We start from the raw sequence: 22,658 nt of genomic DNA on the forward strand, positions 1-22,658 counted from the left end.
CCCTCCCCTCAAGGGGGAGGGAGGCGATGTTGCACCCTCACCGCCTTTCCATATAGACCGCATCCTCAGCTCCTGCGCCTCCCTTTCCCTTGAGGGGAGGGACTGAGGGTGGGGGTGGTGCGACGGGACACGATATGACCGACCAGAAGCTCTTCTTCGATCCCACCAAATGCTTCATCGGGGGCCGCTGGATGGCGCCGGCGGGGGGCGACTACCTGCCGATCGAGAACCCCTCGACCGGCGAGGTGATCGGCCGGATCCCGGGTGGGCGTGCGGCCGATGTCGATGCCGCCGTGGCGGCGGCGCAGGCGGCGCTGGCCGGCGAGTGGGGCCGCACCCCGGCGGCCGAGCGCGGGCGCATCCTGTCCCGCATCGGCCAGAAGGTGCTGGAGCGCGTCGATGACCTGGCCCGCATCGAGGCGATGGATGTCGGCAAGCCGCTCAAGCAGGCCAAAGCCGATGCGCTGGCGCTGGCGCGCTACCTCGAATTCTACGGTGGCGCCTGCGACAAGATCCACGGCGAGACGATCCCCTATCTCGACGGCTACACGGTCTACACGCTGCGCGAGCCACATGGGGTTACTGCCCATGTCATCCCCTGGAACTACCCCATGCAGATCATCGGGCGTTCGGTGACGGGCGCTCTGGCAATGGGCAATGCCGCCGTGCTGAAGCCGGCCGAGGAGGCGTGCCTGACGGCGATCGCGTTTGCCAAGATCGCAGAAGAGGCCGGGCTGCCCGCCGGGGCGCTGAACGTCGTGCCGGGGCTGGGCGAGGAAGCCGGCGCCGCGCTGACGGCGCATCCGGGAGTGAACCACATCTCGTTCACCGGCTCGGTGGGCGTGGGCCGGCTTATCCAGCATGCCGCGGCCGAGAATGTCGTGCCGGTGACGCTGGAGCTGGGCGGAAAGTCGCCGCAACTGGTGTTCGAGGATGCCGATCTCGAGCGGGCGCTGCCGTTCCTCGTCAACGCCGGCATCCAGAATGCCGGGCAGACTTGTTCGGCCAGCTCGCGTATCCTCGTGCATCGGTCGATCCACGATCAGGTGCTGGAGCGGATGGCTGCGCGATACAACGCGCTAAAGGTGGGGCCGGCAGTGGCCGATCTCGATCTCGGGCCGCTGGTCTCGGAACGCCAGAAGGAGATCGTGGGCGGATTCCTCGGCGATCTGGGCGGTGGAGAGATCGTCGGGCAGGGAGACATCGTCGCTGAGGCGCCGCGAGGCGGCCACTACCAGGCGCCGACGCTGGTCGCCAACGTGCGGCCGGACAACCGGCTGGCGCAGGACGAGATTTTCGGGCCGGTGCAGGTGGTGATCCCGTTCGAGGATGAAGCTGACGCCGTGGCGATCGCGAACGGCACCGACTTCGGTCTCGTCGCCGGCGTCTGGACCCGCGACGGCGGTCGACAGATGCGGATGGCCAAGGCTATCAAGACCGGGCAGGTGTTCCTCAACAACTACGGTGCCGGTGGCGGCGTGGAGCTGCCGTTCGGCGGCGTGGGGAAATCCGGGCACGGCCGCGAGAAAGGGTTCGAGGCGCTCTACGGCTTCTCGGTGTTGAAGACAGTGGCCGCGTGGCATGGGTGAGATGATGAGACTGGCAGGCAAGGTCGCCATTGTGACGGGCGGCGCATCGGGGTTCGGCGCAGGCATTGTGCGCAAGTTCGCGGCCGAGGGTGCACGGGTGCTGATCGCGGACATCAACCTCGAAGGGGCCGAAGCGCTGGCGCGCGAGCTTGGGCAGAAGGCCGGGCATGTCGATGTCAGCAAGGACGCGAGCGTCAATCAGTTGGCGGCGGCGGCACTGATGGCCTTCGGCAAGGTCGACATTCTCGTGAACAATGCCGGCGTTTCGCACCTGCCGGCGCCGCTGGACGAGATTTCCGAGGCGGATTTCGACCGGGTGTTCAATGTGAACATGAAGTCGGTCTACCTGACCGCGCGCCATCTCGTGCCGCATTTCAAGGCGCGGAAGACCGGGGCGATCCTCAACGTGGCGTCGACGGCGGCGGTGAGCCCGCGGCCGCGGCTCAGCTGGTACAATGCGTCCAAGGGCTGGATGGTGACGGCGACCAAGTCGATGGCGGTGGAGCTGGCGCCGATGGGCGTGCGGGTCAACGCGATCAACCCGGTGGCAGGCGAGACGCCGCTGCTTAAGACGTTCATGGGCGAAGACACGCCGGAGATGCGGGCCAAGTTCCTGTCGACGATTCCGCTCGGCCGCTTCTCGACCCCCGAGGACATGGGCAACGCAGCGTGCTTCCTGTGCTCGGACGAGGCCTCGATGATCACTGGCGTGGCGCTGGAAGTCGATGGCGGTCGGGTGATCTAGCGGAGGAAGCCAGTGATCTCCCTGGCCACGGCTTGCGGCGCTTCCCAGTGGAGGGAATGGGCGGCGTTGGGGATGATCGCCTGGGTGAGGCTTGGCAGCCTGACGTGATAGCCCTCGACGGCACCGGGCGGGGCGAGAAGGTCGAGATCGCCGGAAATGGCGAGCACACGGTCGAGAGATCGGTTGGCGTCGCATGATCCAGCGCGGCGACCTGGCGGGCGAAGTCGCCGGGCGACTGGCGGTGGGGATAAGCCGCGGAGGCCGCCGCGGCATTGGCCACGGTCTCTTCGCTCCTGAAGAACGGGGCCGAGAACAGCCACTGGTACAACAGGCGGAACCAATCCTCGGGCGGAATGGTGAAGTAGAGCCGTGAGAGGTCGCGGAACAGGACGCGCGCCTTGGCATCGATGATGCCGGTGCCGAGCGTGACGAGGCGGTTGACCTTGTCCGGGTGCGCCGCAGCAACGCCGAGGCCGAGGTGGCCGCCGAGGGAGTGGCCCACGATATCGACGGCACCGAGCCCGAGGTGCTCGGTCAGCGCGGAGCAATCCTCGATCATCTCGTCGAGCTCGATGGGGCCGTCGACCCTGGTCTGACCGGCACCGCGATTGTCGATCAGGATCAGTTGGCGGTTGGGAAGCAGGGGCAGCAGAGGTCCCCAGCTGGCGCCATCGCTGGCGGTACCGGCAATCAGCAGAATCGGGCGGCCCGAGCCGACGATTTCGTAGTGCACGCTGGCGGCGCCGTTCTGGAACTGCGGCATGTCGGTATCCTCAACGCAATTGCTCAGCCGCGGCGTGGACTCACACGATGGCGGGTATATGTTTGACCGATCGGACAAAATGGCGTTTCGACCATGGCACAGGATGCCCTCGGAAATGAAGTGAGCCGGGCGTCGGATGCGACGCTCAAGGGGATCGACGATTTCGTCGGCGGGTTTCTCGGCTACGAGAAGCGGGCCAGCAATATCATCGCTGCCGCCGACGCCGAACCGGACTCGGTGCTGGCCAATGCCTATGCCGGTGTCCTGTGGATGATGCTGGAGGCCGAGGGCGCGACGCAAGTGGCCTCGGCCTACCTGAATCGGGCAAAGTCCGCGGAGGCGGGTGCGAACGAGAGGGAGCGGATGATCCTCGCGCAGCTCGAGCGCTGGATTGCCGATGATGTCCCCGGGGCGCAGGCGATCGGCGACGAGATTGCGGCGCGCTATCCGCGCGACCTCGCGTCGGTGAAGCTGCACCAGTATTTCAGCTTCAACCGCGGCGATGCCAAGAACATGTTGCGGATCGCCCGGGCGGTGGAGCGGGAAAACGCCGACAATCCGCATATCCACGGCATGCTGGCATTCGGCTACGAGCAGATGCACGAGCTCGAGGCGGCCGAACGAGAAGCGCGACGGGCGCTGAAGCTCAAGACAAAGGAGCCCTGGGCGCAGCATGCGCTTGCGCATGTGATGCTGGGACAGGGACGTGTGGCTGAGGGCGTCGCGTTCCTGGGCGAAGCGCAGAGGACCTGGGTCGACCTCAACTCGTTCATGTACACGCACAACTGGTGGCACAAGGCGCTATTCCATATCAGCGCGGGCGACAACGCCGCGGTGTTCGACGCCTATGACAACCACGTCTGGGGGATCGAGCCCGACCTGCCGCAGGACCAGATCGGCGCCGTGTCGCTGCTGGCGCGGATGGAGGTGGCGGGCATGGATGTCGGCCATCGCTGGGAGGATGTCGCCGAGCACATGAAGGGCAGGGCGCACGACACGACGCTGCCGTTCCTGACGCTGCAGTACCTCTACGGGCTAGCGCGGGCGGAGCGGGCGGAGGCCGACCACCTGATGCAGGCAGTTGAGGATCGTGCCGCAACAACAAAGGGTTGGGACAGGCTGGTGTGGCAAGAGGTGGCCCTTCCGGCAGCGCGGGGGGTGCTCGCGCATGCGCGCGGAGAGTACGCCGCGGCGGCGAAGTGGCTTTCGGTGGCGAATCCGCGGATGACGGAGATCGGCGGCAGCCACGCGCAGCGCGACCTGTTCGGGCAGTTGCTGCTCGATGCACACCTCAAGCTCGGCAACTGGGCCGTGGCCCGGCGGATGCTGGAAATGCGGCGTATCTGGGACCCCGACGGGGTTCCCCTGAACCGTGCATTAGCGCTGGTTGACAAGAAGCTGAACGCTGCCTGAACGGAAACGGAACGAGAAAAGGGAGCCCGGATGCGAACCGGACCGCGCAATCTGATCACCGATGTCGAAGGGCTTCGCGTCGGCAATTCCGAGGACCACCGGATCAAGACCGGAGCCACGGTGCTCGTGGCGGACAAGCCGTTCCGGGCCTCGGTCGACGTAATGGGAGGGTCGCCCGGCTCGCGTGAGACCGAACTGCTGGCGCCGGACAAGCTGGTGGAGGATGTCGATGCGCTGGTGCTCTCCGGCGGGTCGGCCTTCGGCCTGGATGCCGCATCCGGAGTCTCGGACGGACTGAGAAGGCTCGGCCGCGGCTTCAAGGTCGAAACGGCGACGGTCCCGATCGTGCCGGGAGCGATCATCTTCGATCTTCTCAACCAGGGGGACAAAGACTGGCAGGAGAACCCCTATCGTGCATTGGGGGCAGCTGCGCTGGCGAACGCGAGCACGGACTTCGCGCTGGGCACGGCCGGGGCGGGCGTCGGGGCGCTGACGGCCAATCTCAAGGGTGGGCTCGGCTCGGCCTCGCTGGTCATTCCCGGCGGCTATACCGTTGGTGCGCTGGTGGTGGCCAACCCGACCGGCAGCGTGACAATGGGTGATACCCGGCATTTCTGGGCGGCGCCGTTCGAGGTCGGCGACGAGTTCGGCGGCCTCGGACCGCTACCGACGCCCATGACGTTCGAGCAGACATCGCGGTCGAAGCGCGACTGGGTCACACCGATCTCGAACACGACGATCGCCATTGTCGCGACGGATGCGGACCTGACGAAGGCGCAGCTCAAGCGGCTGGCCGTGGCGGCGCAGGACGGGATCGGCCGCGGCGCCAGCCCCGCGCACACGCAGGTCGATGGCGACCTGATCTTCTCGGTGTCAACGGGTGCCAAGCCGATCGAGACGCCGGTGCTGAACGCCCTGCAGCTGGGGCATGCGGCGGCGGTGTGCCTCAGCCGCGCCATAGCGCGGGCAATCTACCTGGCGACGCCGGCCGCGAACGACATCGTGCCGACCTGGCAGGAGAAATGGGGGGGGAAGTAGCAGCCCCGCCCCAAGGGTCGGTCACTCGCACCGTGGAATCCGCGTCCATGCGGCGAAAATTGGAGATTCCCGCTGGTGCGGGAATGATTCGGTGGGGACGGGCAGGGCAGTGTCTAGGGTGCCGTGCTTGCCTGCCGCTCGGCCTTGAGGTGGTAGCAGAAGTTGCACATGCCATCGCCGTTCATGCAGGTCTTGTTGCGCTCGAGCCTGAGGCCAAGTTCGTCGGCCATGGCGAAGTCGGAGTTGCATATGAGCAGTTCGCCCAGGTCCCTGGCGCCGATCTGCTCCATGAACTCGGCATAGTCGCAATGGTTGACCTGATTGCGAAGCAGGGTGTCCGTCTGCTCGAGGGTTTCGAACTCGTAGCGGATGCCTTCACCGAAGCCGGCGAATTCGGCGGCGAGTGTCGGGATGTCGAGCAGCGAGCCGCGCTGGGCGACAAGGGCCCGGTTGGCCTTGTCGAGCGCGTCGCGCACCAGCTTGTGGGCTGCTTCCTTGCCCAAGGCAGATTCCATGGCGCGAACCAGCGGAATCTGGGCCTGGACCTGGATAGTAATGCGCTCAAACGGGGTCATCGGCCGGTCTCCTAGAGGGCGCGATGATGGCAGGATAGGCCGAAATCGGAAACCCCGGTCAACGCCGGCAGCGGAAGACGTTGGTGGGCTTGGCGTCGCCTGCCTTGATGCGGATACCTTCGCCAGTCGGCCCGAAGATGGGTGTCATCGTCATCGCCTGCTTACCGCAGGTTGCGGTGAACGAGCCGTCCTTGTTGTCCTTGAGGGTGAGATCGCAGGACTTGCCACCAACGAGGTAACTCGTGGCCGATATCGTCGTGACCTTTGCAGCGTCACCGCAACTGGCCAAGTCTGCGGCCCAGGTGCCGAGCATGGGGCGGGCGCCGATCGGGAAAGTCGCAGGAACGGCTGGTGGCGGGGAGGCGGCAGCCGTGGTGGTTGCAGCCGGGGTCGTGGAGCTGCTGGCGGGTGCCTTTGGGGTGCTGCTGTCGCAGGCAGCGAGAAGCGGCAGGGCGAGGAGCAGGCTGAGTGTCGAAAGGCGCATCGGCGAATCCGGTGTCGTTGCTATTGTGTCGGCAGGGTTGCGCCCCATTTGCGGCGCGATTGTGCAAGGGGAGTGTCGCGGCGTGCCTGTACCGCAAATCTACGTGGATGCCGATGCGTGTCCAGTGAAGGATGAGGTGGTCCGCGTCGCCGAGCGGCATGGGCTGGTGGTGACGTTCGTCGCCAATTTCGGGCTCAGGCCGTCGCGCGATCCGATGGTCCGCAGCGTGATGGTGCCGCAGGGCGCCGATGCGGCGGATGACTGGATCGTCGAGCAGGTCGATGCCGGCGATCTGGTGGTGACGTCGGATATTCCCCTGGCCGGCCGCGCGCTCAAGAAGGGGGCAACAGTGATCGGCCCGACGGGCAAGCCTTTCACCGAGCAGTCCATTGGCATGGCGCTGGCGATGCGAGACCTGAACCAGCATCTGCGGGAGACAGGCGAGAGCAAGGGCTACAACGCGGGGTTCACGAGCAGGGAACGCAGCGCCTTCCTGCAGGTGTTCGATGCTGCAGTGCAGAGGGCGAAGCACAAGGCCGGTTAGCGTTCAGCCGGTAATGATAGTGCGGACGTCGGCCTCGACCAGGTCGAGGATCTTGTTGATGGCGCGAACGGCAGCTTCCGGATCGGCGGCAACGATCGCGTCGGCGAGTTCGCGGTGCGGCGGAAACGAATCGAGGCCGAAATCGTCCCGGCCAAACGGGGATTCGTTCGAGCGCTCCAGCGCATCGTCCAGCCGGTGCAGGATCTGCCCAAACATTGGATTGCCGGACGCCTCGTAGATGGCGCCATGAAAGGCGTGGTCGGCCTGATGCCAGTTGCGGCGCGCGTCGACGTCCGCGATCAGGATGTCGCACAGGCGCGAGATCGCGGCGCGCTGGGACGGCGTAGCATTGACCGTGGCCTTGCGGACCACGTCCTTTTCCAGAGCCCGGCGAACCTCGATCAGGCGCAGCAGAGCCTCACCCTCGAGCCGGATCATCGTGGGGACAAGCCCCTTGGAGGTCTGGACACGTGCCGCGAGGTAGGTGCCATCGCCCCGGCGGCGCTTGATGATACCGAGCCCTTCCCAGCGGTTCAGGGCTTCACGGATGGTGGAGCGGCCGACGCCAAGGGTGGAGGCGAGCGAGATCTCAGGCGGCAGCCTGTCGCCGACCGTCAGGCCGGCGCGCTCGATCATGTCGGCAAGCGCATCCAGCACCGCCACGCCGCGCGTGCGGGTCTCGATGGGCTCGAGATAGTTCAGTGCTCCGTCACGTCCCACGCCGGCACCTCAAGGTCTTCGACGCAGCTTCACCACAGTTCCACGAGTTTGTCAGCCATGCTGACGCTTTCGCGCTGGCTCTGCGCCCAAATTCAGCAGTTCTGCAAGGGCTTCCAGCAGATAGTCCGTCTGCGGCTTGCTGTTGTAGCCCTGAACCGACAGGCGGGCGATGTAGTGGTCCTGCCACTTGAAGACCGGGATCTCGATCTTGAAGCGCTCCCACAACTGCTTGTGGATCTCCTGCGGATCGCATTCGGGAATGGGCATGGCAACCATCTGCGGCGCCGAGAACTCGGGGGCCGAAAGCGGCGGCAGGCCGGTGAGCTCGCCGAGGCGGCGCGCGGTTTCCTGCGCCAGCGCCGTGCAGGCACGCTGCACCGAGGCCCAGTCATGCTCGTCGCGGAAGGCAATCGCGGAGGGAATGGCGAGCATGGCGGAGGGATCGCGCGTGCCCTGCATCTCGATCTCGTCGATGAACGGCGAGTTGCCGAACGGGCCCTGCACGCCGGGCTCCTTGTTGTCGGCGGTCCAGCCGTGGCTGATCACGAGCGGATTCAGCATCACTTGCAGTTCCGGGCGCGCATAGAGGAACGCCGAGCCCTTGGGCGTCATCATCCACTTGTGGCAGTTGCCCGAGTAGAAATCGACGTCGAGCCCGGGCAGGTCGAGCGGGATGTGGCCCGGCGTGTGGGCGCCGTCGATGACGGTCCAGATGCCGCGCTTCCTGGCCTCGGCGATCGGTCGCTCGATGGGAAAGACCAGCGCCGTGGGGGAGGTGATGTGGCTGAGGAACAGCACCTTGGTGCGCTCGGTCATGCCCGCGACGATGGCGTCGGTGAACGCCACTTCGGAGACAAACGGCATGGGAACCGTCACGACGACGACCTTCGCGCCGGTTCGGCGGGTTACATACGCCCAGGTCTTTTCGAGCGCCGAGTACTCGTGGTCGGTGGTGAGGATCTCGTCGCCTTCCTGCAGCGGCAGCGACTGGGCGACGATATTGAGGCCGCTTGTGGCATTGACCACGCCGACGACGTTGTCGGCAGTGGTGCCGAGGAACATGCCCAGCGCCTCGCGCGGCGGCTTCATCAGCTCGGTAAGCCGGCGGCCGAGGAAGTCGACGGGCTCGCTCTCGAGCTCGCGCTGGAAACGCTGATAGGTCTCAAACACAGGGCGCGGACAGGCACCGAACGAGCCGTGGTTCAGGAAGGTCACATCCTCACGCAGGAGGAAGTGCTTGGCTAGGTTCGAGGACACGTCAACGGCCTTTCAGGGTGGGATCGAGGGCATCGCGGAGGCCGTCGCCGAAGAGCGTGGTCGCGAGCACGGTGATGGCGAGCGCTGCCGTGGGGAACACGGCCATGTGCCAATAGAAGAACATGAAGTTGATGCCCACGTTGATCATCTGGCCCCAGCTCGGGGTCGGCGGCGCAACGCCGATGCCGAGGAAGCTGAGCGAGGCCTCGAGCATCATGGCGCCGGGCATGGAGAGCACGAAGCCCACGATGATCGGCGACAGCGAATTGGGGATCAGGTGTCGGCGGAGGATGTACCACGGTGAGGCGCCCAGCGCCCGCGCCGCCCGCACGAACTCCTTCTCGCGGAACGCCTTCACTTGCGCCCGGACGAGCAGGCATACGCCGAACCAGCCGAAAGCCGACGCGATGATGATGATGGTGAAATAGCCACCACCGGTCAGTGCGCCGAGCAGCATCGCTGCGAGTAGCGGCGGCACCACCGAGAAGATCTCGATGATGCGCATGATGAACCAGTCGATCTTGCCGCCGAAATAGCCTGCGACCGCGCCGATCGGAATGCCGATCAGCAGGCTGCAGGTGGCGGCGGCAAAGCCGATCGAGAGCGACACCCGCGCGCCATAGACGACGCGCGTGAAGAAGTCGCGTCCGAGGTCGTCGACGCCGAACCAGAACTCGGCCGACGGGAAGGCCAGCGACTGGGTCAGATAGGCCTGCGCCGACGGGTCGGTCTTGGTGAAAAGCGGCGCCAGGATCGCGGCCAGCACGATGATGGCCAGCACCGCACCGCCGGCAACCGCCGCCTTGTTGGCAACGAAGCGGCGCCAGGCGAAATAGGCGGGACTGCGCTGAGTATGGGCCGGCGGAACGGCGAGCGGAGCGGCTTCGATCTGGGTGGTCATTGCTCGTCGTCTCCAAGGCGGATGCGGGGATTGAGCCACGCGTAGGCAATGTCGGAAATGAGGTAGGCGAGGCAGATGCCGACGGTCACCATCAACACCAGCGCCATCTCCAGCGGATAGTCACGGTTGGTGATCGAGGACACGAAATACGAGCCCAGCCCCGGGATGCGGAACATCGCCTCGACGAAGATCGAGCCGGTCGCCGTGCCGATGAACATGGGCAGGAACACCGTGACCATCGGGATCGCCGAGTTCCGCAACACATGCTGGAAGATGATCTTGCTTTCGCTCAGGCCCTTGGCGCGCAGCGCCGTAACGAACGGACGGTTGAGGTTGTCCAGCATCGCCGAGCGGGTGTAGCGCGCATAGGTTGCCAGCGGGATCGCGGAGTAGGCGATGATCGGCAGGATCCATCGCTCCGGCTTGCCCCAGCCGCTCGCAGGCAGCCAGTTGAGCCCGACTGCGAAGATCAGGATCAGCAGCATCGAGATGACGAAAACCGGGATGGTGAGCCCCAGCACCGACAGGGTCGAGGCGAGGTAGTCGATCCAGCTGTTGCGGTTGAGCGCGGCCGCCATGCCGAGCAGGATGCCAAGCGTGGCGCCGATGATCACGCCCGAGCCGCCGAGGATTAGGCTTGGCAGCCAGGCCTGTCCGAGCAGGCTCACCACCGTTTCACCCGGGCTCTGGTAGGGCACGCCGAAGTCGAAGGTCAGCACGCCCGCCATGTAGTTGACGTATTGCACCCAGAGCGGCTGATCGAGCCCGAGCCGGGCCATCAGCTTGGCGCGCACCGCCTCGGACACCGGCATGTCGTTGCCGTCGAAAGGGCCGCCGGGAACGGCGTGCATCATCAGGAACACGACCAGCGAGACGATGAAGAACGTCACCGCGACCGAGATCAGGCGTTTGAGAATGTAGACGATCATGGCGCTCGCTCCCTCAGTTCGTGACGATCGCTTCGACGAGATGGCCCGGTGCAACGCTGATAAGCTGCGGCACGTCGGCCACGGGCACATCGGCCGCGAGGCCAGAGCGCGAGAGCCGAGGCGTGTTCGCCTCGATCTGCTCGGCCGTAATGAAGCTGCGCTGCCGCCGGTCGTTCGGATTGGTGACCGGTATCGCGTCGAGCAGCGAGCGTGTGTACGGATGCTGCGGATTGGCGAAGATGTTGGCTGTCGGCGCCTGTTCGACGACGCGGCCGCGATACATCACCACCACGCTGTCGGTCAGCGAGCGCACCACGCCGAGGTCGTGGCTGATGAACAGCATGGACAATCCCATCTCCTGCTGCAGTTGCTTGAGCAGCGTGATGATCTGCGCCTTGACCGACACGTCGAGCGCGGAGGTGGGCTCGTCCGCGACCAGAACGGAGGGGCCCAGGATCAGGGCCCGAGCGATGGCCACGCGCTGGCGCTGGCCGCCCGACAGTTCGTGCGGGTAGCGGTTGCCGAAGCTGCGGTCCATGCCGACGCGTTCGAGCCAGGAGAGGGCTTCCTCGGTCTGCTCGCGCGATGACTTCACCCCGTGGATGTGCAGGGGCTCGGCGATGATCTGGGCGAGCGTCATCATCGGATCGAGTGCCGAGTAGCTGTCCTGGAACACCACCTGCATGCGCCGGCGGAAGGTCTTGAGGCTGGCGACGTCAAGGCCCGAAATGTCGGTGCCGTCAACGAGGATCTGACCCGAGGTCGGGTCGAGCAGCCGCATCGCCATCATGCCCGTCGTGCTCTTGCCCGATCCGGACTCGCCAACGAGACCGACGATCTTGTTGCGCGGCAGCACGAGGTCGACGCCGCGCACGGCCGGGAAGTCGATGTAGCGCGAGAATACCTTGCCGCGGCGGCGGAGCTTGTAGACCTTCGACAGGTTGCGCAACTCGAGGGCAGGGGCGATGGGCTCGGCCGACGCGGGCTCGGGCTGGCGCGCCTCACCCGCCCTGAGGCTGGCGAGCAGCGACTGGGTGTAGCTGTGCTTGGGGTTGTCGAAGATCTCGCCAACCGGGCCTTCCTCCATCACCCGGCCGCCGTACATGACGACGACGCGGTCGACGGTTTCGGCGATGACACCGAGATCGTGGGTGATCATGATCATCGCCATGCCCATCTCGGCCTGCAGGCCCTTGATGAGCTGGAGAATCTGAGCCTGGATCGTCACGTCGAGCGCCGTGGTCGGCTCGTCGGCGATCAGCAGCTTGGGCCGGCACGACAGCGCCATTGCGATCATCGCGCGCTGAAGCATGCCGCCGGAAAGCTGGTGCGGGTAGTAGCCCAGCACGTCCTTGGCGTTCTTGATCTCGACCTTGAGCAACAGCTGCTCGGACTCGGTCATTGCCGCCGCCTTGCTCACATCGCGGTGCATCCGGATGGTCTCGGAGATCTGGTGGCCGATGGTGAACACCGGGTCGAACGCGGTGGCCGGATCCTGGAAGATCATCGCCGCGACCTTGCCGCGCAACGAGGCGAGTTGACGAGGCTTGGCCTTGAGTACGTCGACGCCGTCAAGCTCGAGCCGGTCGGCGGTGATGGTTGCAGTGTTGGCGAGAAGGCGCATCAGCGCCAGACAGGTCACGGACTTGCCAGAGCCGGACTCGCCGACGATGCCGAGACTTTCGCCGTCGGCGAGCTGGATGTCGACGCCGCGAACGGCTTCGATCTGGCCGCCATGCTGGCGGAAGCTGACCTTCAGGCCCCTGATATCTACGAGAGTCATACGCTGCCCCGGACTGTGCACCCCCGGCCGGGCCGGAGGTGCGGGATTGGTGGTGCGACTAGTTCTTGGTCAGGTGGGTGAAAACGTAACCCGACCAGTTGGGGTAGAAGCCCTGCTTGTTGGGCGTCATGGCATCGCCGCCGAGCTTGTCGGAAACGACGTTCATGGTGACCGGATGGGTCAGCGGCACGATCAAGCCCTGGTCGATCATGACCTGTTCCGCCTGCTCGTAGAGCTTCACGCGCTCATCCCAGCTGGGCGCCTTGTCGGCCTCGGCAACCAGCCTGTCGTACTCGGCGATATGGTAGCTGTGACGGCCGCCATTGTAGAAGATGCCGTAGAAGTTCGACGGGTCGAGATAGTCGTACTCGTAGGGCGCCAGGTACAGGTTGTTCTTGTGCTGGAGCATGCCCTCCATCCAGTCCTTGCCCGGCATCACCTTGATATTCATGGTGATTCCCAGGATGTCCTTGAACTGCTGCTGCAGGTACTGGGCCATCGGGGGCAGGATGGCGCCATTGTAGCCGCCTTCCTCACGGAACCAGATCTCGACGGTCGGAAAGCCCTTGCCGTCCGGATAGCCGGCCTTGGCCATGTAGTCCTTGGCCTTCTGCGGATCGAACACTGCCTCGGCCGCGATCTTCTCGCTGTACCCAGGGAAGCCGGGCGGCAGGATCGAGTGGGCCGGGATGGCGATGTCCCTGAGCACCGTCGAGGTCAACTCGTCACGGTTGACGGCGTAGTAGAACGCCCTGCGCACGTCGACATTGTCGAACGGCGCCTTCTCCAGGTCGTAGGCGATGTAGGCGGTCGCGAACACCGGGTTGGTGTGGATCTGGTCGGCGAAGCGCTGGCGCATTGACGCGACCTGCCCGGTATTCAGCGAGGTCATGTCGACGTCCCCGGCGAGGAAGGCGGGGACACCCACTTCCGGCAGGCCGAGCGAGGAGTCCATTACGACTTCGTCGATCTGCGGAATCCACGGCCCCTTGTAGGTCGGGTTCTTCTCGAGCGTAACGGTGTTGTTCGACTTCACCCAGTCCTTGACCACCCAGGGGCCCGACGAAACGATCGTGTCGACGTTGGTCGACCACTCATCGCCATACTTGTCGAACTGGTGCTTGGGCACCGGGTACCAGAGCGAGACGACGCTCGGCAGGTACGGCTTGGGCGCGTTCGTGGTGACCTCGAGCGTCTTGTCATCGACCGCCTTGAGGCCAAGCGTGGAGACATCGGCCTTGCCGGCCGTCACGTCATCCCAGTTCTTGATGCCGCCGGCGAAGCCCCAGTACCAGGCGAAATCGTACCCCGTCGTGGCAGCATGCTGCAGCGCGAACACGAAGTCTTCGGCGGTCAATGGCTCGCCATCACTCCAGGTCAGTTCGGGGCGAATCTTGAAAGTCCAGGTGAGGCCGTCGGCCGACTGCGACCAGCTCTCCGCCGCGATCGGCGTGAGGTTGAAGTCCTTGTCGAAGGCAGTGAGGCCGATCTGGATCATGTCCGAGCCGGCGGCGCGGGCGTAGACCGTCTTCATGTAGTCCATGTAGGTGCCCGTAGTAGACTGACCGGGCACGGTCACAGTCTGCGCAAGTCCGGGCGAACTCACGCTGGCGGCCAGCGCCAAGGCGCCGACCCATTTCAGTAGTCTATGCATATATTTTCCTCCTGATTATCGCGTCGAAAAGCGATGTCGTTTCGGGCAACGTCCCGATGTGATAGCTCGTGCCAAGAAAGTGCGATTTCCCCTGCGCTCCCGTTGTTCGGGATGTTGATTGTCCAGTCCGCCGCGCACCTTCCTATTATTTCCGACAATTCTCTCCTGCGTTAGCAAGACGAAAGCTGGGGGCCGTCTTCGACACGTCTCCCCGGATTCGGGGCATTTGCTGCTGCCGGACACGATCCGGCCAACCCACGAGGAGGCTGGTGCGCATCGCGCCAGTCGCCGCGAGGGTTGGGAGTGGTTCCCCGCCGAGAGGGCGGGGAACCGATGCGGACTACTGCTTCACGGTGATGTGCGAGTAGAGGAAGTTGCCGATACGATCGAGCGGGGTGAAGCCCTTGGAGTTGGGCGACACGCCTGGGCCGCTGATGTTGTCGCTGACAGCAGCCATGATGATCGGATGCACCAGCGGCACGATCAGGCCCTGGTCGATCATGACCTGCTCGGCCTGCTCGTAGAGGGCCACACGGTCTTCCCACTTGGGCGCCTTGTCGGCTTCGGCGACGAGCTTGTCGTACTCGGCCACATGGTAGCTGTGACGCCCACCATTGTAGAACAGGCCGTAGAAGTTGGACGGGTCGAGATAGTCGTACTCGTAGGGCGCAAGATAGAGGTTGTTCTTGCGGGCGAGCATGCCTTCCATCCAGTCCTTACCCGGCATGACCTTGATGTTCATGGTAATGCCAAGGATGTCCTTGAACTGGGCCTGCAGGTACTGGGCCATCGGGGGCAGGATGGCGCCGTTGTAGCCACCTTCCTCACGGAACCAGACTTCAACCGTGGGGAAGCCCTTGCCGTCCGGGTAGCCGGCCTTGGCCATGAAGTCCTTGGCCTTCTGCGGATCGAACACCGCCTCGGAGGCGATCTTCTCGCTGTACCCAGGATAGCCGGGCGCCAGGATCGAGTGCGCCGGGATGGCGATGTCCTTGAGCACGGTCTGGGTCAGTTCGTCACGATTGACGGCGTAATAGAGGGCGCGCCGGACGTCGACATTGTCGAACGGCGCCTTCTCCAGGTCGAACGCCAGATAGGATGTGGCAAAGACCGTGTTGGTGCGGATCGAGTCCGGGAAGCGCTGCTTGACCACCGGGATCTGGCCGGCGTTCAGCCACGTGAAGGCCAGGTCACCGGCGAGGAATGCAGGCATGCCCACTTCCGGCGAACCAACGGACGGATCGATGGTCAGTTCATCGACTTCCGCCGGCCAGGGGCCGGTGTAGTCCGGATTCTTGGTCAGAACGGCCGAGTTGTTCGACTTTTCCCAGGACTTGAGCAGGAAGGGGCCGGACGACAGGACGTTGGCGACATTGGTCGACCAGTCGTCACCGAACTTGTCGAACTGGTGCTTGGGTACCGGGTACCACAGCGAAACCACGCCGGGCAGATAGGGCTTGGGCGCGTTGGTCGTGATGGTCAGGGTCTTGTCGTCGGGGGCACCGACGCCGAGGGTCGAGACGTCGGCCTTGCCGCTCGTCACCTCGTCCCAGTTCTTGATGCCGCCGGCAAAGCCCCAGTACCAGGCGAAGTCGTAGCCGGACGTCGCTGCATGCTGCAGGGCAAACGCAAAGTCGCTTGCCGTGAGCGGCACGCCGTCGCTCCACTTGAGGCCATCGCGCAGGTGGAAGGTCCAGGTGAGCCCGTCAGCCGACTGTTCCCAGCTTTCCGCCGCGAGCGGCGTCAACTGGTACTCGTTGTCAAAGCTGGTCAGCGGGACTTGCAGAAGCTCGGCACCCGAGGCTCGTGCATAGACGGTCTTCATGTAGTCCATGTAGGTGCCGGTGGTCGAACCACCCGGTACCGTCAGTTTAGACTCGGCGAGCGCTGGAACTGCGGTCAATCCCGCAGCCAGCGCAACCGCGCCGACGAATTTCAGCAACGCGTTCATATGCTCCCTCCTTGATGCAGAGCCGGTTTGCCTTGGCGTCCCCTCTTGCCGCTCGGAACCAACGCATGAAGAAGGTTCCTTGCGGGGCAGAAAGCGGCGGCCGGACTCGAGACGCCCGAGCCCGGAAGCCGATTTCAAGCAGCGTCATCCCTCGAAGAAACGCTGCTATATGACATATGTCTGACAACTCCGATTTGGCTTGGCAAGACGTTTTCGCGGGTTGCTCGGCAAAGACTGCTGCATCCCGCCGGGTGTGGGACAAACAGGCTCGGTTGGCTCATCGGCGACCACCGAACAGGCTCCGCGCGGCGGTTGCGATGGCCTCGGCGTCGATACCGAAGTGGCGGTAGAGATCGCTGACCGTGCCGGTCTGGCCGAAGTGCTCCACGCCGAGCGTTATGGCGCGGTGGCCACGGACGCTGCCGAGCCAGCCGAGCGTCGCCGGATGGCCGTCGATGACTGTGACGAGGGCGGCGGTATCGGGGGCGGCAGCCAGGAGAGTCTCGACATGGCAGGTCGCATCGGCCGCGCCGTGCAGACGGGCTCGCTGGGCGCCGTGCCAGCCGGCATTGAGGCGATCGGCCGAGGTCACAGCCAGCACCGCGACATTGCGGCGGTCGCCACCGACCATACCGGCGGCAGCGACAGCCTCGCTGGCGACAACGCCCTGGTAGGCGAGGATCGCTTCGCAGTTCGGGGTGGGTGGCACGAGCCAGTAGGCGCCGCGGATGATGTCATCGGCGAGGGCGGGCGTGACGGGACGAGGCGGCTGATCGATGACGCGGGTGGAGAGCCTCAGGTAGACCGAACCGCCCGAGACATCGCGGGGCCAGGCGGCAAGGTCGGCGCGATCGCTGCCGTCGCGCTGCATGTAGTCGAAGCCCCAGTCCATGATGACGGCGAGCTCGTCGGCGAAAGCGGGCTCGAAGGCGGCGAGTCCGTCCTGGGCCATGCCGATCAAGGGCGTGCCGATCGACTGATGCGCGCCCCCTTCGCCGGCCAGCGAGACTCCCGAGGGCGTGGCGACGAGGAGGAAGCGGGCATCTTGGTAGCAGGCGTAGTTCAGCGCATCGAGTCCGCGGGCGATGAACGGGTCGTAGAGGGTGCCGATCGGGAGCAGGCGTTCGCCGAACAGCGAGTGGCTGAGCCCTGCCGCGCCGAGCAGCAGGAACAGGTTCATTTCGGCGATGCCCAGCTCGATGTGCTGCCCCTCCGGGGTGAACTGCCACTTCTGCGCGCTCGGGATGCGCTCTTTCTGAAAGATATCCGGCATCTCGCGGCCGAACAGGTGGCGACGGTTGACCCAGGTACCGAGATTGGTCGAGACGGTAACGTCGGGCGAGGTGGTGACGATGCGGCGCGCCAATTCGCTGTCGGTCTTGGCGAGTGCGTCGAGGATCTTGCCGAAGGCAGTCTGGGTCGAGGTCGGGGCGGAGCCGACATATTGCGGGCCAATGGCGGGCACTGCCGGCGAAGCCAGGCGACGCGGCTGAGCGGTGTTGAATGGCACGGCGGCCAGGAAGGCCTCGAGTTCTTCGCGGGAGTGGCCAAGGCCCTCGAAGCGGTCCCATTCATGACCTTCGCGAATCTTGAGCGATGTTCTGAGGCTGGTGATCTGTGCCGCCGTCATCTGGCCGGCGTGGTTGTCCTTGTGGCCGGCGAGCGGGGTGCCCCAGCCCTTGACCGTGTAGGCAATGAACACGGTCGGCCGGTCGTCGGTGATCGCCTCGAACTGCTCGAGCAGGCTCTCGACGCAGTGGCCGCCGAGGTTGGCCATCAGCTCGGCCAGCTCGGCGTCGGTGCGGCGCTCGAGCAGCGCGGTGACCGGGCCCTGGTCCCCGATCTCATCGGTGAGCCGCTCGCGCCACGCCGCACCGCCGCGGAACATCAGGGCCGAGTAGATCGCATTGGGGCAGGCGTCGATCCACTGCCGGAGTTTTTCGCCGCCTGGCTCGGCGAAGGCGCGGCGCTGCTTGGCGCCGTACTTGAGCGTGACGACGTTCCACTCGAACGCGGTGAAGATCGCCTCGATGCGCTCGTACAGGCCCTCGCGGACGACGCCGTCGAGGCTCTGGCGGTTGTAGTCGATGATCCACCAGCAATTGCGCAGGTTGTGCTTCCACCCCTCGAGCAGGCACTCGTAGACGTTGCCCTCGTCGAGTTCGGCGTCGCCGACAAGCGCAATCATCCGGCCTTCAGGGCGCTTGCTCGCCCAGGGCTTGGCGCGCACGTAGTCCTGGACCATCGAGGCGAAGGCAGTGAAGGCGACGCCGAGGCCGACCGAGCCGGTGGAGAAGTCGACGTCGTCGCTGTCCTTGGTCCGGGAGGGATAGGACTGCGCGCCGTGATAGCCGCGGAACGCCTCGAGCTTGTCGAGTGTCTGCTTGCCGAACAGGTACTGGATGGCGTGGAAGACGGGGCCGGCATGCGGCTTGACGGCGACGCGGTCCTCGGGTCGAAGGACGCCAAAATAGAGTGCGGCCAGGATCTGCGCCATGGAGGCCGAGGAGGCTTGGTGGCCACCGACCTTGACCCCGTCAGGGTTCGCGCGGATGTGGTTGGCGTGGTGAATCATCCAGCTCGCCAGCCAGAGCGACTTGGTCGCCAGCGCCTCGATCGCCGCTATCCGGTCCGTCGCCATTTCCCCTCCGCGTGGCGCCAGTTGTCTGACATTTAGACTGCGCTAGCCTTGGCGGCGTTTCCTGCCTATTGTGCCGGTATTGACATCATCCTGCGCAATTTTCCCTATGGTTTGGCCTGAGGAATGACGGTTTCTGCCAAGACGGACCTGAGCCAAGTAGACCGGCGGATTCTGCGTGCCTTGCAGGAGGATGGCCGCATGACCATCCAGGCGCTGGCCGATCGGGTTGGCCTGTCGGCCTCACCATGCCTGCGCAGGATACGCCAGATGGAGCAGGCCGGGATCATCTCCGGCTACAGCGCCGTGGTGGAGCAGCGCTCGGTCGGCCTGCCGGTGTCGGTGTTCATCTCGATCAAGCTGGAACGGCAGCGCGCCGAGGAACTCGATCGCTTCGGCGAAGCCATCGCGGGCTGGCCCGAGGTGATGGAGTGCTACCTGATGACGGGGCAGTTCGACTTCCTGTTGCGCGTGGTGTGCGCGGACCTTGCTGCCTACGAGCAGTTCCTGCGCCAGAAACTTACGCAGGTGGCCGGGGTTAGTTCGATCGAATCCAGCTTCTCGCTGGGACAGGTGAAATTCTCGCGGGTCCTGCCCATCTGACGCAGCGACGGCCCCGTCGTCGCCCGCTAAGCTATAGTCACGAAAACGGATTCTCCTCTCATGCAGGCAGACAGCATCGTTCTTGGCGCGGGCATCGTGGGCGTGTCGGTTGCGCTGCACCTGCAGATGCGTGGGCGAAACACGGTTCTGGTCGACCGGCGCGGCGCCGGGGAGGAGACGTCCTACGGCAATGCCGGGCTGATCCAGCGCGAGGGCGTGCTGCCGCATTCGTTTCCGCAAGGGCTCGGCGCCCTGTTCCGCTACGGCCTGAGCAACCGGACGGACATGCACTACCATCTGGCGGCGCTGCCGCGGATCGCGCCGTTCCTGGCGCAGTACTGGTGGCATTCGCGGCCGGACAGCTACCGCCGGATCGTTACGGCCTACGCGCCGCTGATCGCGGCCGCGGTCAGCGAGCATGCGCCGCTGATCGAGCGGGCAGGGGCGGACGACCTCATCGAGCGGAAGGGGTGGTACCTGCTCTATCGGAACGCGAAGGATCGCGACGAGGCCTTTGCCGAGGCCGAATGGCTGCAGCGGGATTTCGGCGTTGGGCACGAGAAGGTCGAGAATGCGGCGATGCGCGCGAGGGAGCCGGGGCTCGGGATCGACCTCGCGGGAGCGCTGCACTGGACCGATCCGTGGAGCATCCGCGATCCGGGCGGGCTGGTGAAGCGGTATCTCAAGCTGTTCGAATCTCTAGGCGGGACCTTCGTCAATGCCGATGCGATGCGCCTGACGGCGCGAGCTTCGGGGGCCGGATGGCGGTTGCCGGTCGCCGATGGAGTCGTGGAAGCCAGGGATGTGGTGATCGCGCTCGGGCCGTGGGCCGGTGACCTTACGGAGCAGCTGGGATATCGGCTGCCGCTAGGGGTGAAGCGGGGCTACCACATGCACTATGGGCAGCCGGCGGCACGGCCATTGAGCAACTGGATCCTCGATGCAGAGTACGGCTACCTGCTGACGCCGATGGTGAAGGGGATCAGGCTGACCAGCGGGGCCGAGTTTGCGCTGCGCGATGCGCCCTCGACCCCGGTGCAGGTCGATCGCGACGAGGTCTTCGCCAGGGAGCTGTTTCCTGGCCTTGGCGGCCGCGTCGAGGCCGAGCCGTGGCGCGGGGCGCGGCCCGCGACGCCGGACATGATGCCCATCATCGGCCCGGCGCCGCGTCACAAGGACCTGTGGTTCGCCTTCGGACACGCGCATCACGGCATGACGCTCGGGCCGGCCACCGGACGGCTGATCGCAGAGATGATGAGCGGAGAAACGCCCTTCATCGATCCCGGGGCATTCTCGGCGACGCGATTCCTCTAGTCGCAGCATTTTGCCGCTCGACCAGGGCTTGAAGGCGGCAACGGAAGCGCTATTTTAGCTGCGCGGTTACCGGGCCCCTCTGACGGCGGCGACAATGCCCCGTGATGTCGGAACTGCTCCAATGTTCACATGGAGAGGTCCGGCATGGATATGCTGCTTAGTGCCCTGACCGGCGATTTTCTCGGTACCCCTGTCTATTTCTGGGTGGCGTTCCTGACCATCGTGGTCGGATTGCTGGTCTTCGACCTGGGCATCCTCAACCGCAACGAGCACGAAATCTCCACCAAGGAGAGCCTGACGCTCTATGCCGGCTACGTGCTCGTGGCGGCGTTGTTCGGTGTCTGGGTGTGGTTCAGCCGAGGCGCCGAGGCCGGCCTCGAATTCTACACCGGCTACCTGATCGAGCAGAGCCTCGCGATGGACAACATGTTCGTCATCGCGACGATCTTCGGCTTCCTCGCGATCCCCCGGCTCTACCAGCACCGCGTGCTGTTCTGGGGCATCCTGGGCGTGATCGTATTCCGGGCCATCCTGATCGGCCTGGGCGCGGCGCTGGTCCACTCGTTCAACTGGGTGCTGGTGCTGTTCGGCGGCTTCCTGATCTTCACTGGCGTCAGGATGTTTTCGCACAAGGACGAACAGGCCGATATCGAGGCCAATCCGATCTTCATGTTCCTGCGCAAGCATTTCCGCATCTCGCCCAATCTGGACGGCCGGCGATTCCTGACGCGGATGATGGACAGCAAGACGGGCAAGCTGGTGACGGTTCTCACGCCACTGGGCGTGGCGCTGATCATGGTAGAGACAGTCGACCTGATCTTCGCGGTCGACTCGGTCCCCGCCGTGTTCGCGGTGACGCAGGATACGTTCATCGTCTACACCTCCAACATCTTCGCGATCCTGGGCCTGCGTGCGCTCTACTTCGCGCTGGCCGCGGCGATGAACCGGTTCCGCTACCTGCAGATTTCGCTGGCAATCGTGCTGGTGCTGATCGGACTCAAGGTGGCGCTGGTGCCGTTCGGCGTGAAGATCGACACGCTGCTGTCGCTGCTGGTGACACTGGGCGTACTGGCTGGCGGCGTGCTGTACTCGCTGTGGAAGACGCGCGGTGAGCGGGACATCAGCGCCGCCGAGCATCCCGAGCAGGGACGGCTCGAGCCCTAGGGCCGGACGATCTCGACGGTGAGAGTGCCTTCGGGGAGCGGGACGAGCAGTTCCGCTTCCGGCTTCGTCAGGAACAACCAATGAGCCCATTGCTCCGGGCGCAGGACGCAGACCTGGCGGTCGTGGATCGGAGCGATGTCAGGCCCGGGGGCGGTGGTGAGCAGGGTAAAGCTTAGGGCGCCCTCGTCGTCCTCGCTCCATAGCCCCGCGATCCCCATCACCGGCGAATCCTTGAGGCGGAAGCGGTGCTTGGTCTTGGGCGATTTCGAGCCGGTGAACTCGAAGAAACCGGAGAGGACAATGACGCAGCGCCTCGACTCGTCGAAGTGGCGGTTGTCCGAGCGGAAGTTGAAGACGGGTGGCGCCTTGGGACGCGAGGCCGGCCAGCCGAAGCGCATCAGCACAAGTTTCGCGCCGTTGCCGGCGGCGCGCAGCACCGGGCCCATGTCGCCGATGCGGATTTCGGCTCTCGGCAGGTCGGATTCGGACTCCGAGTCGGGTGTCACCAGTTCCGCGGCGCGAATGGCGTCGCGGTACTGCGCGTAGGTCACCTGCTGCTCGTAGGCGTTGCACATGCCGCCAGCCTAGCCGGT

General features: G+C 65.2%; 19 protein-coding genes. 8 read left to right on the top strand and 11 right to left on the bottom strand.

Translation table 11 applies throughout. The features are described 5' to 3' along the window. Positions 1 to 134: 134 nt before the first annotated feature. Both J0I99_RS10500 and J0I99_RS10505 read left to right on the top strand, forming a co-directional pair. Positions 135 to 1,589, top strand: a complete 1,455-nt coding sequence (locus tag J0I99_RS10500; protein WP_291397453.1) for an aldehyde dehydrogenase family protein — start codon at positions 135 to 137, stop codon at positions 1,587 to 1,589. A 4-nt stretch (positions 1,590 to 1,593) separates the two neighbouring features. Next, complete coding sequence (locus tag J0I99_RS10505) at positions 1,594 to 2,334, top strand: SDR family oxidoreductase (RefSeq protein WP_291397505.1); 741 nt, start codon at positions 1,594 to 1,596, stop codon at positions 2,332 to 2,334. Here J0I99_RS10505 and J0I99_RS10510 read toward each other — a convergent pair. Further along, a complete protein-coding gene (locus J0I99_RS10510; protein WP_291397454.1) occupies positions 2,291 to 3,097 on the bottom strand; it encodes an alpha/beta hydrolase in 807 nt (268 codons plus the stop codon). The two genes, J0I99_RS10505 and J0I99_RS10510, sit on opposite strands and share 44 nt — an antisense overlap. Positions 3,098 to 3,217: 120 nt before the next feature. On the opposite strand from J0I99_RS10510, the gene J0I99_RS10515 reads away from it, so the two are divergent. Both J0I99_RS10515 and J0I99_RS10520 read left to right on the top strand, forming a co-directional pair. Then, positions 3,218 to 4,510, top strand: a complete 1,293-nt coding sequence (locus tag J0I99_RS10515) for a tetratricopeptide repeat protein (protein ID WP_291397455.1) — start codon at positions 3,218 to 3,220, stop codon at positions 4,508 to 4,510. Positions 4,511 to 4,540: 30 nt separating this feature from the next. Next, entirely contained in the window at positions 4,541 to 5,548 is a 1,008-nt protein-coding gene (locus tag J0I99_RS10520) for a P1 family peptidase (RefSeq protein ID WP_291397457.1), read from the top strand. 113 nt (positions 5,549 to 5,661) lie between these two features. Here the strand turns inward: J0I99_RS10520 and J0I99_RS10525 are convergent, their stop codons facing one another. After that, entirely contained in the window at positions 5,662 to 6,123 is a 462-nt protein-coding gene (locus J0I99_RS10525; RefSeq protein ID WP_291397459.1) for an L-2-amino-thiazoline-4-carboxylic acid hydrolase, read from the bottom strand. Between the two features lie 566 nt (positions 6,124 to 6,689). Here J0I99_RS10525 and J0I99_RS10530 point away from each other — a divergent pair. Continuing rightward, positions 6,690 to 7,151, top strand: coding sequence for a YaiI/YqxD family protein (locus J0I99_RS10530; protein ID WP_291397506.1), 462 nt, complete (start codon positions 6,690 to 6,692; stop codon positions 7,149 to 7,151). A 3-nt stretch (positions 7,152 to 7,154) separates the two neighbouring features. On the opposite strand, the gene J0I99_RS10535 is transcribed toward J0I99_RS10530, so the two are convergent. From J0I99_RS10535 to J0I99_RS10570, 8 genes are all read right to left on the bottom strand, one after another. Next, a complete protein-coding gene (locus tag J0I99_RS10535) occupies positions 7,155 to 7,871 on the bottom strand; it encodes a FadR/GntR family transcriptional regulator (RefSeq protein ID WP_291397462.1) in 717 nt (238 codons plus the stop codon). 51 nt (positions 7,872 to 7,922) lie between these two features. After that, entirely contained in the window at positions 7,923 to 9,128 is a 1,206-nt protein-coding gene (locus J0I99_RS10540; RefSeq protein ID WP_291397463.1) for an aminotransferase class V-fold PLP-dependent enzyme, read from the bottom strand. A gap of 1 nt (position 9,129) precedes the next feature. Beyond that, positions 9,130 to 10,029, bottom strand: coding sequence for an ABC transporter permease (locus J0I99_RS10545; RefSeq protein WP_291397464.1), 900 nt, complete (start codon positions 10,027 to 10,029; stop codon positions 9,130 to 9,132). Next, complete coding sequence (locus tag J0I99_RS10550; RefSeq protein WP_291390582.1) at positions 10,026 to 10,958, bottom strand: ABC transporter permease; 933 nt, start codon at positions 10,956 to 10,958, stop codon at positions 10,026 to 10,028. The genes J0I99_RS10545 and J0I99_RS10550 overlap by 4 nt, the downstream gene beginning before the upstream one ends. Positions 10,959 to 10,971: 13 nt before the next feature. Next, positions 10,972 to 12,741, bottom strand: a complete 1,770-nt coding sequence (locus J0I99_RS10555; RefSeq protein WP_291397466.1) for an ABC transporter ATP-binding protein — start codon at positions 12,739 to 12,741, stop codon at positions 10,972 to 10,974. A gap of 58 nt (positions 12,742 to 12,799) precedes the next feature. Further along, positions 12,800 to 14,395, bottom strand: a complete 1,596-nt coding sequence (locus J0I99_RS10560) for an ABC transporter substrate-binding protein (protein WP_291397468.1) — start codon at positions 14,393 to 14,395, stop codon at positions 12,800 to 12,802. A 340-nt stretch (positions 14,396 to 14,735) separates the two neighbouring features. Then, positions 14,736 to 16,346 carry an ABC transporter substrate-binding protein gene (locus tag J0I99_RS10565; RefSeq protein ID WP_291390585.1) on the bottom strand — a complete coding sequence of 537 codons (1,611 nt, stop codon included), beginning with the start codon at positions 16,344 to 16,346 and terminating at the stop codon, positions 14,736 to 14,738. Between the two features lie 277 nt (positions 16,347 to 16,623). After that, complete coding sequence (locus J0I99_RS10570; protein WP_291397470.1) at positions 16,624 to 18,987, bottom strand: transketolase; 2,364 nt, start codon at positions 18,985 to 18,987, stop codon at positions 16,624 to 16,626. A 123-nt stretch (positions 18,988 to 19,110) separates the two neighbouring features. On the opposite strand from J0I99_RS10570, the gene J0I99_RS10575 reads away from it, so the two are divergent. The 3 genes from J0I99_RS10575 (at position 19,111) to J0I99_RS10585 (ending at position 22,065) form a co-directional block, all read left to right on the top strand. Beyond that, entirely contained in the window at positions 19,111 to 19,587 is a 477-nt protein-coding gene (locus tag J0I99_RS10575) for an Lrp/AsnC family transcriptional regulator (RefSeq protein WP_291390587.1), read from the top strand. Between the two features lie 60 nt (positions 19,588 to 19,647). Further along, positions 19,648 to 20,901 (top strand): FAD-binding oxidoreductase, encoded by a 1,254-nt coding sequence (locus J0I99_RS10580; protein ID WP_291397472.1) that lies wholly within the window; start codon positions 19,648 to 19,650, stop codon positions 20,899 to 20,901. 144 nt (positions 20,902 to 21,045) lie between these two features. Beyond that, the gene (locus J0I99_RS10585; RefSeq protein WP_291397474.1) at positions 21,046 to 22,065 is read left to right on the top strand and encodes a TerC family protein; all 1,020 of its coding nucleotides are present in this window, start codon (positions 21,046 to 21,048) and stop codon (positions 22,063 to 22,065) included. Here the strand turns inward: J0I99_RS10585 and J0I99_RS10590 are convergent. Then, a complete protein-coding gene (locus J0I99_RS10590) occupies positions 22,062 to 22,640 on the bottom strand; it encodes an SOS response-associated peptidase (protein WP_291397476.1) in 579 nt (192 codons plus the stop codon). The genes J0I99_RS10585 and J0I99_RS10590 overlap by 4 nt on opposite strands. Positions 22,641 to 22,658: the final 18 nt, after the last annotated feature.

The sequence above is a fragment of the Devosia sp. genome (assembly GCF_017307495.1).
Taxonomy (GTDB): domain Bacteria; phylum Pseudomonadota; class Alphaproteobacteria; order Rhizobiales; family Devosiaceae; genus Devosia_A.

Excerpts from the sequence above, each read along its gene's own strand:
- J0I99_RS10575 (WP_291390587.1), top strand. The coding sequence starts at position 19,111 with ATGACGGTTTCTGCCAAGACGGACCTGAGCCAAGTAGACCGGCGGATT.
- J0I99_RS10520 (WP_291397457.1), top strand. The coding sequence starts at position 4,541 with ATGCGAACCGGACCGCGCAATCTGATCACCGATGTCGAAGGGCTTCGC.
- J0I99_RS10580 (WP_291397472.1), top strand. The coding sequence starts at position 19,648 with ATGCAGGCAGACAGCATCGTTCTTGGCGCGGGCATCGTGGGCGTGTCG.
- J0I99_RS10590 (WP_291397476.1), bottom strand. The coding sequence starts at position 22,640 with ATGTGCAACGCCTACGAGCAGCAGGTGACCTACGCGCAGTACCGCGAC.
- J0I99_RS10510 (WP_291397454.1), bottom strand. The coding sequence starts at position 3,097 with ATGCCGCAGTTCCAGAACGGCGCCGCCAGCGTGCACTACGAAATCGTC.
- J0I99_RS10505 (WP_291397505.1), top strand. The coding sequence starts at position 1,594 with ATGAGACTGGCAGGCAAGGTCGCCATTGTGACGGGCGGCGCATCGGGG.
- J0I99_RS10585 (WP_291397474.1), top strand. The coding sequence starts at position 21,046 with ATGGATATGCTGCTTAGTGCCCTGACCGGCGATTTTCTCGGTACCCCT.
- J0I99_RS10525 (WP_291397459.1), bottom strand. The coding sequence starts at position 6,123 with ATGACCCCGTTTGAGCGCATTACTATCCAGGTCCAGGCCCAGATTCCG.
- J0I99_RS10570 (WP_291397470.1), bottom strand. The coding sequence starts at position 18,987 with ATGGCGACGGACCGGATAGCGGCGATCGAGGCGCTGGCGACCAAGTCG.
- J0I99_RS10545 (WP_291397464.1), bottom strand. The coding sequence starts at position 10,029 with ATGACCACCCAGATCGAAGCCGCTCCGCTCGCCGTTCCGCCGGCCCAT.
- J0I99_RS10550 (WP_291390582.1), bottom strand. The coding sequence starts at position 10,958 with ATGATCGTCTACATTCTCAAACGCCTGATCTCGGTCGCGGTGACGTTC.
- J0I99_RS10555 (WP_291397466.1), bottom strand. The coding sequence starts at position 12,741 with ATGACTCTCGTAGATATCAGGGGCCTGAAGGTCAGCTTCCGCCAGCAT.
- J0I99_RS10500 (WP_291397453.1), top strand. The coding sequence starts at position 135 with ATGACCGACCAGAAGCTCTTCTTCGATCCCACCAAATGCTTCATCGGG.
- J0I99_RS10565 (WP_291390585.1), bottom strand. The coding sequence starts at position 16,346 with ATGAACGCGTTGCTGAAATTCGTCGGCGCGGTTGCGCTGGCTGCGGGA.
- J0I99_RS10560 (WP_291397468.1), bottom strand. The coding sequence starts at position 14,395 with ATGCATAGACTACTGAAATGGGTCGGCGCCTTGGCGCTGGCCGCCAGC.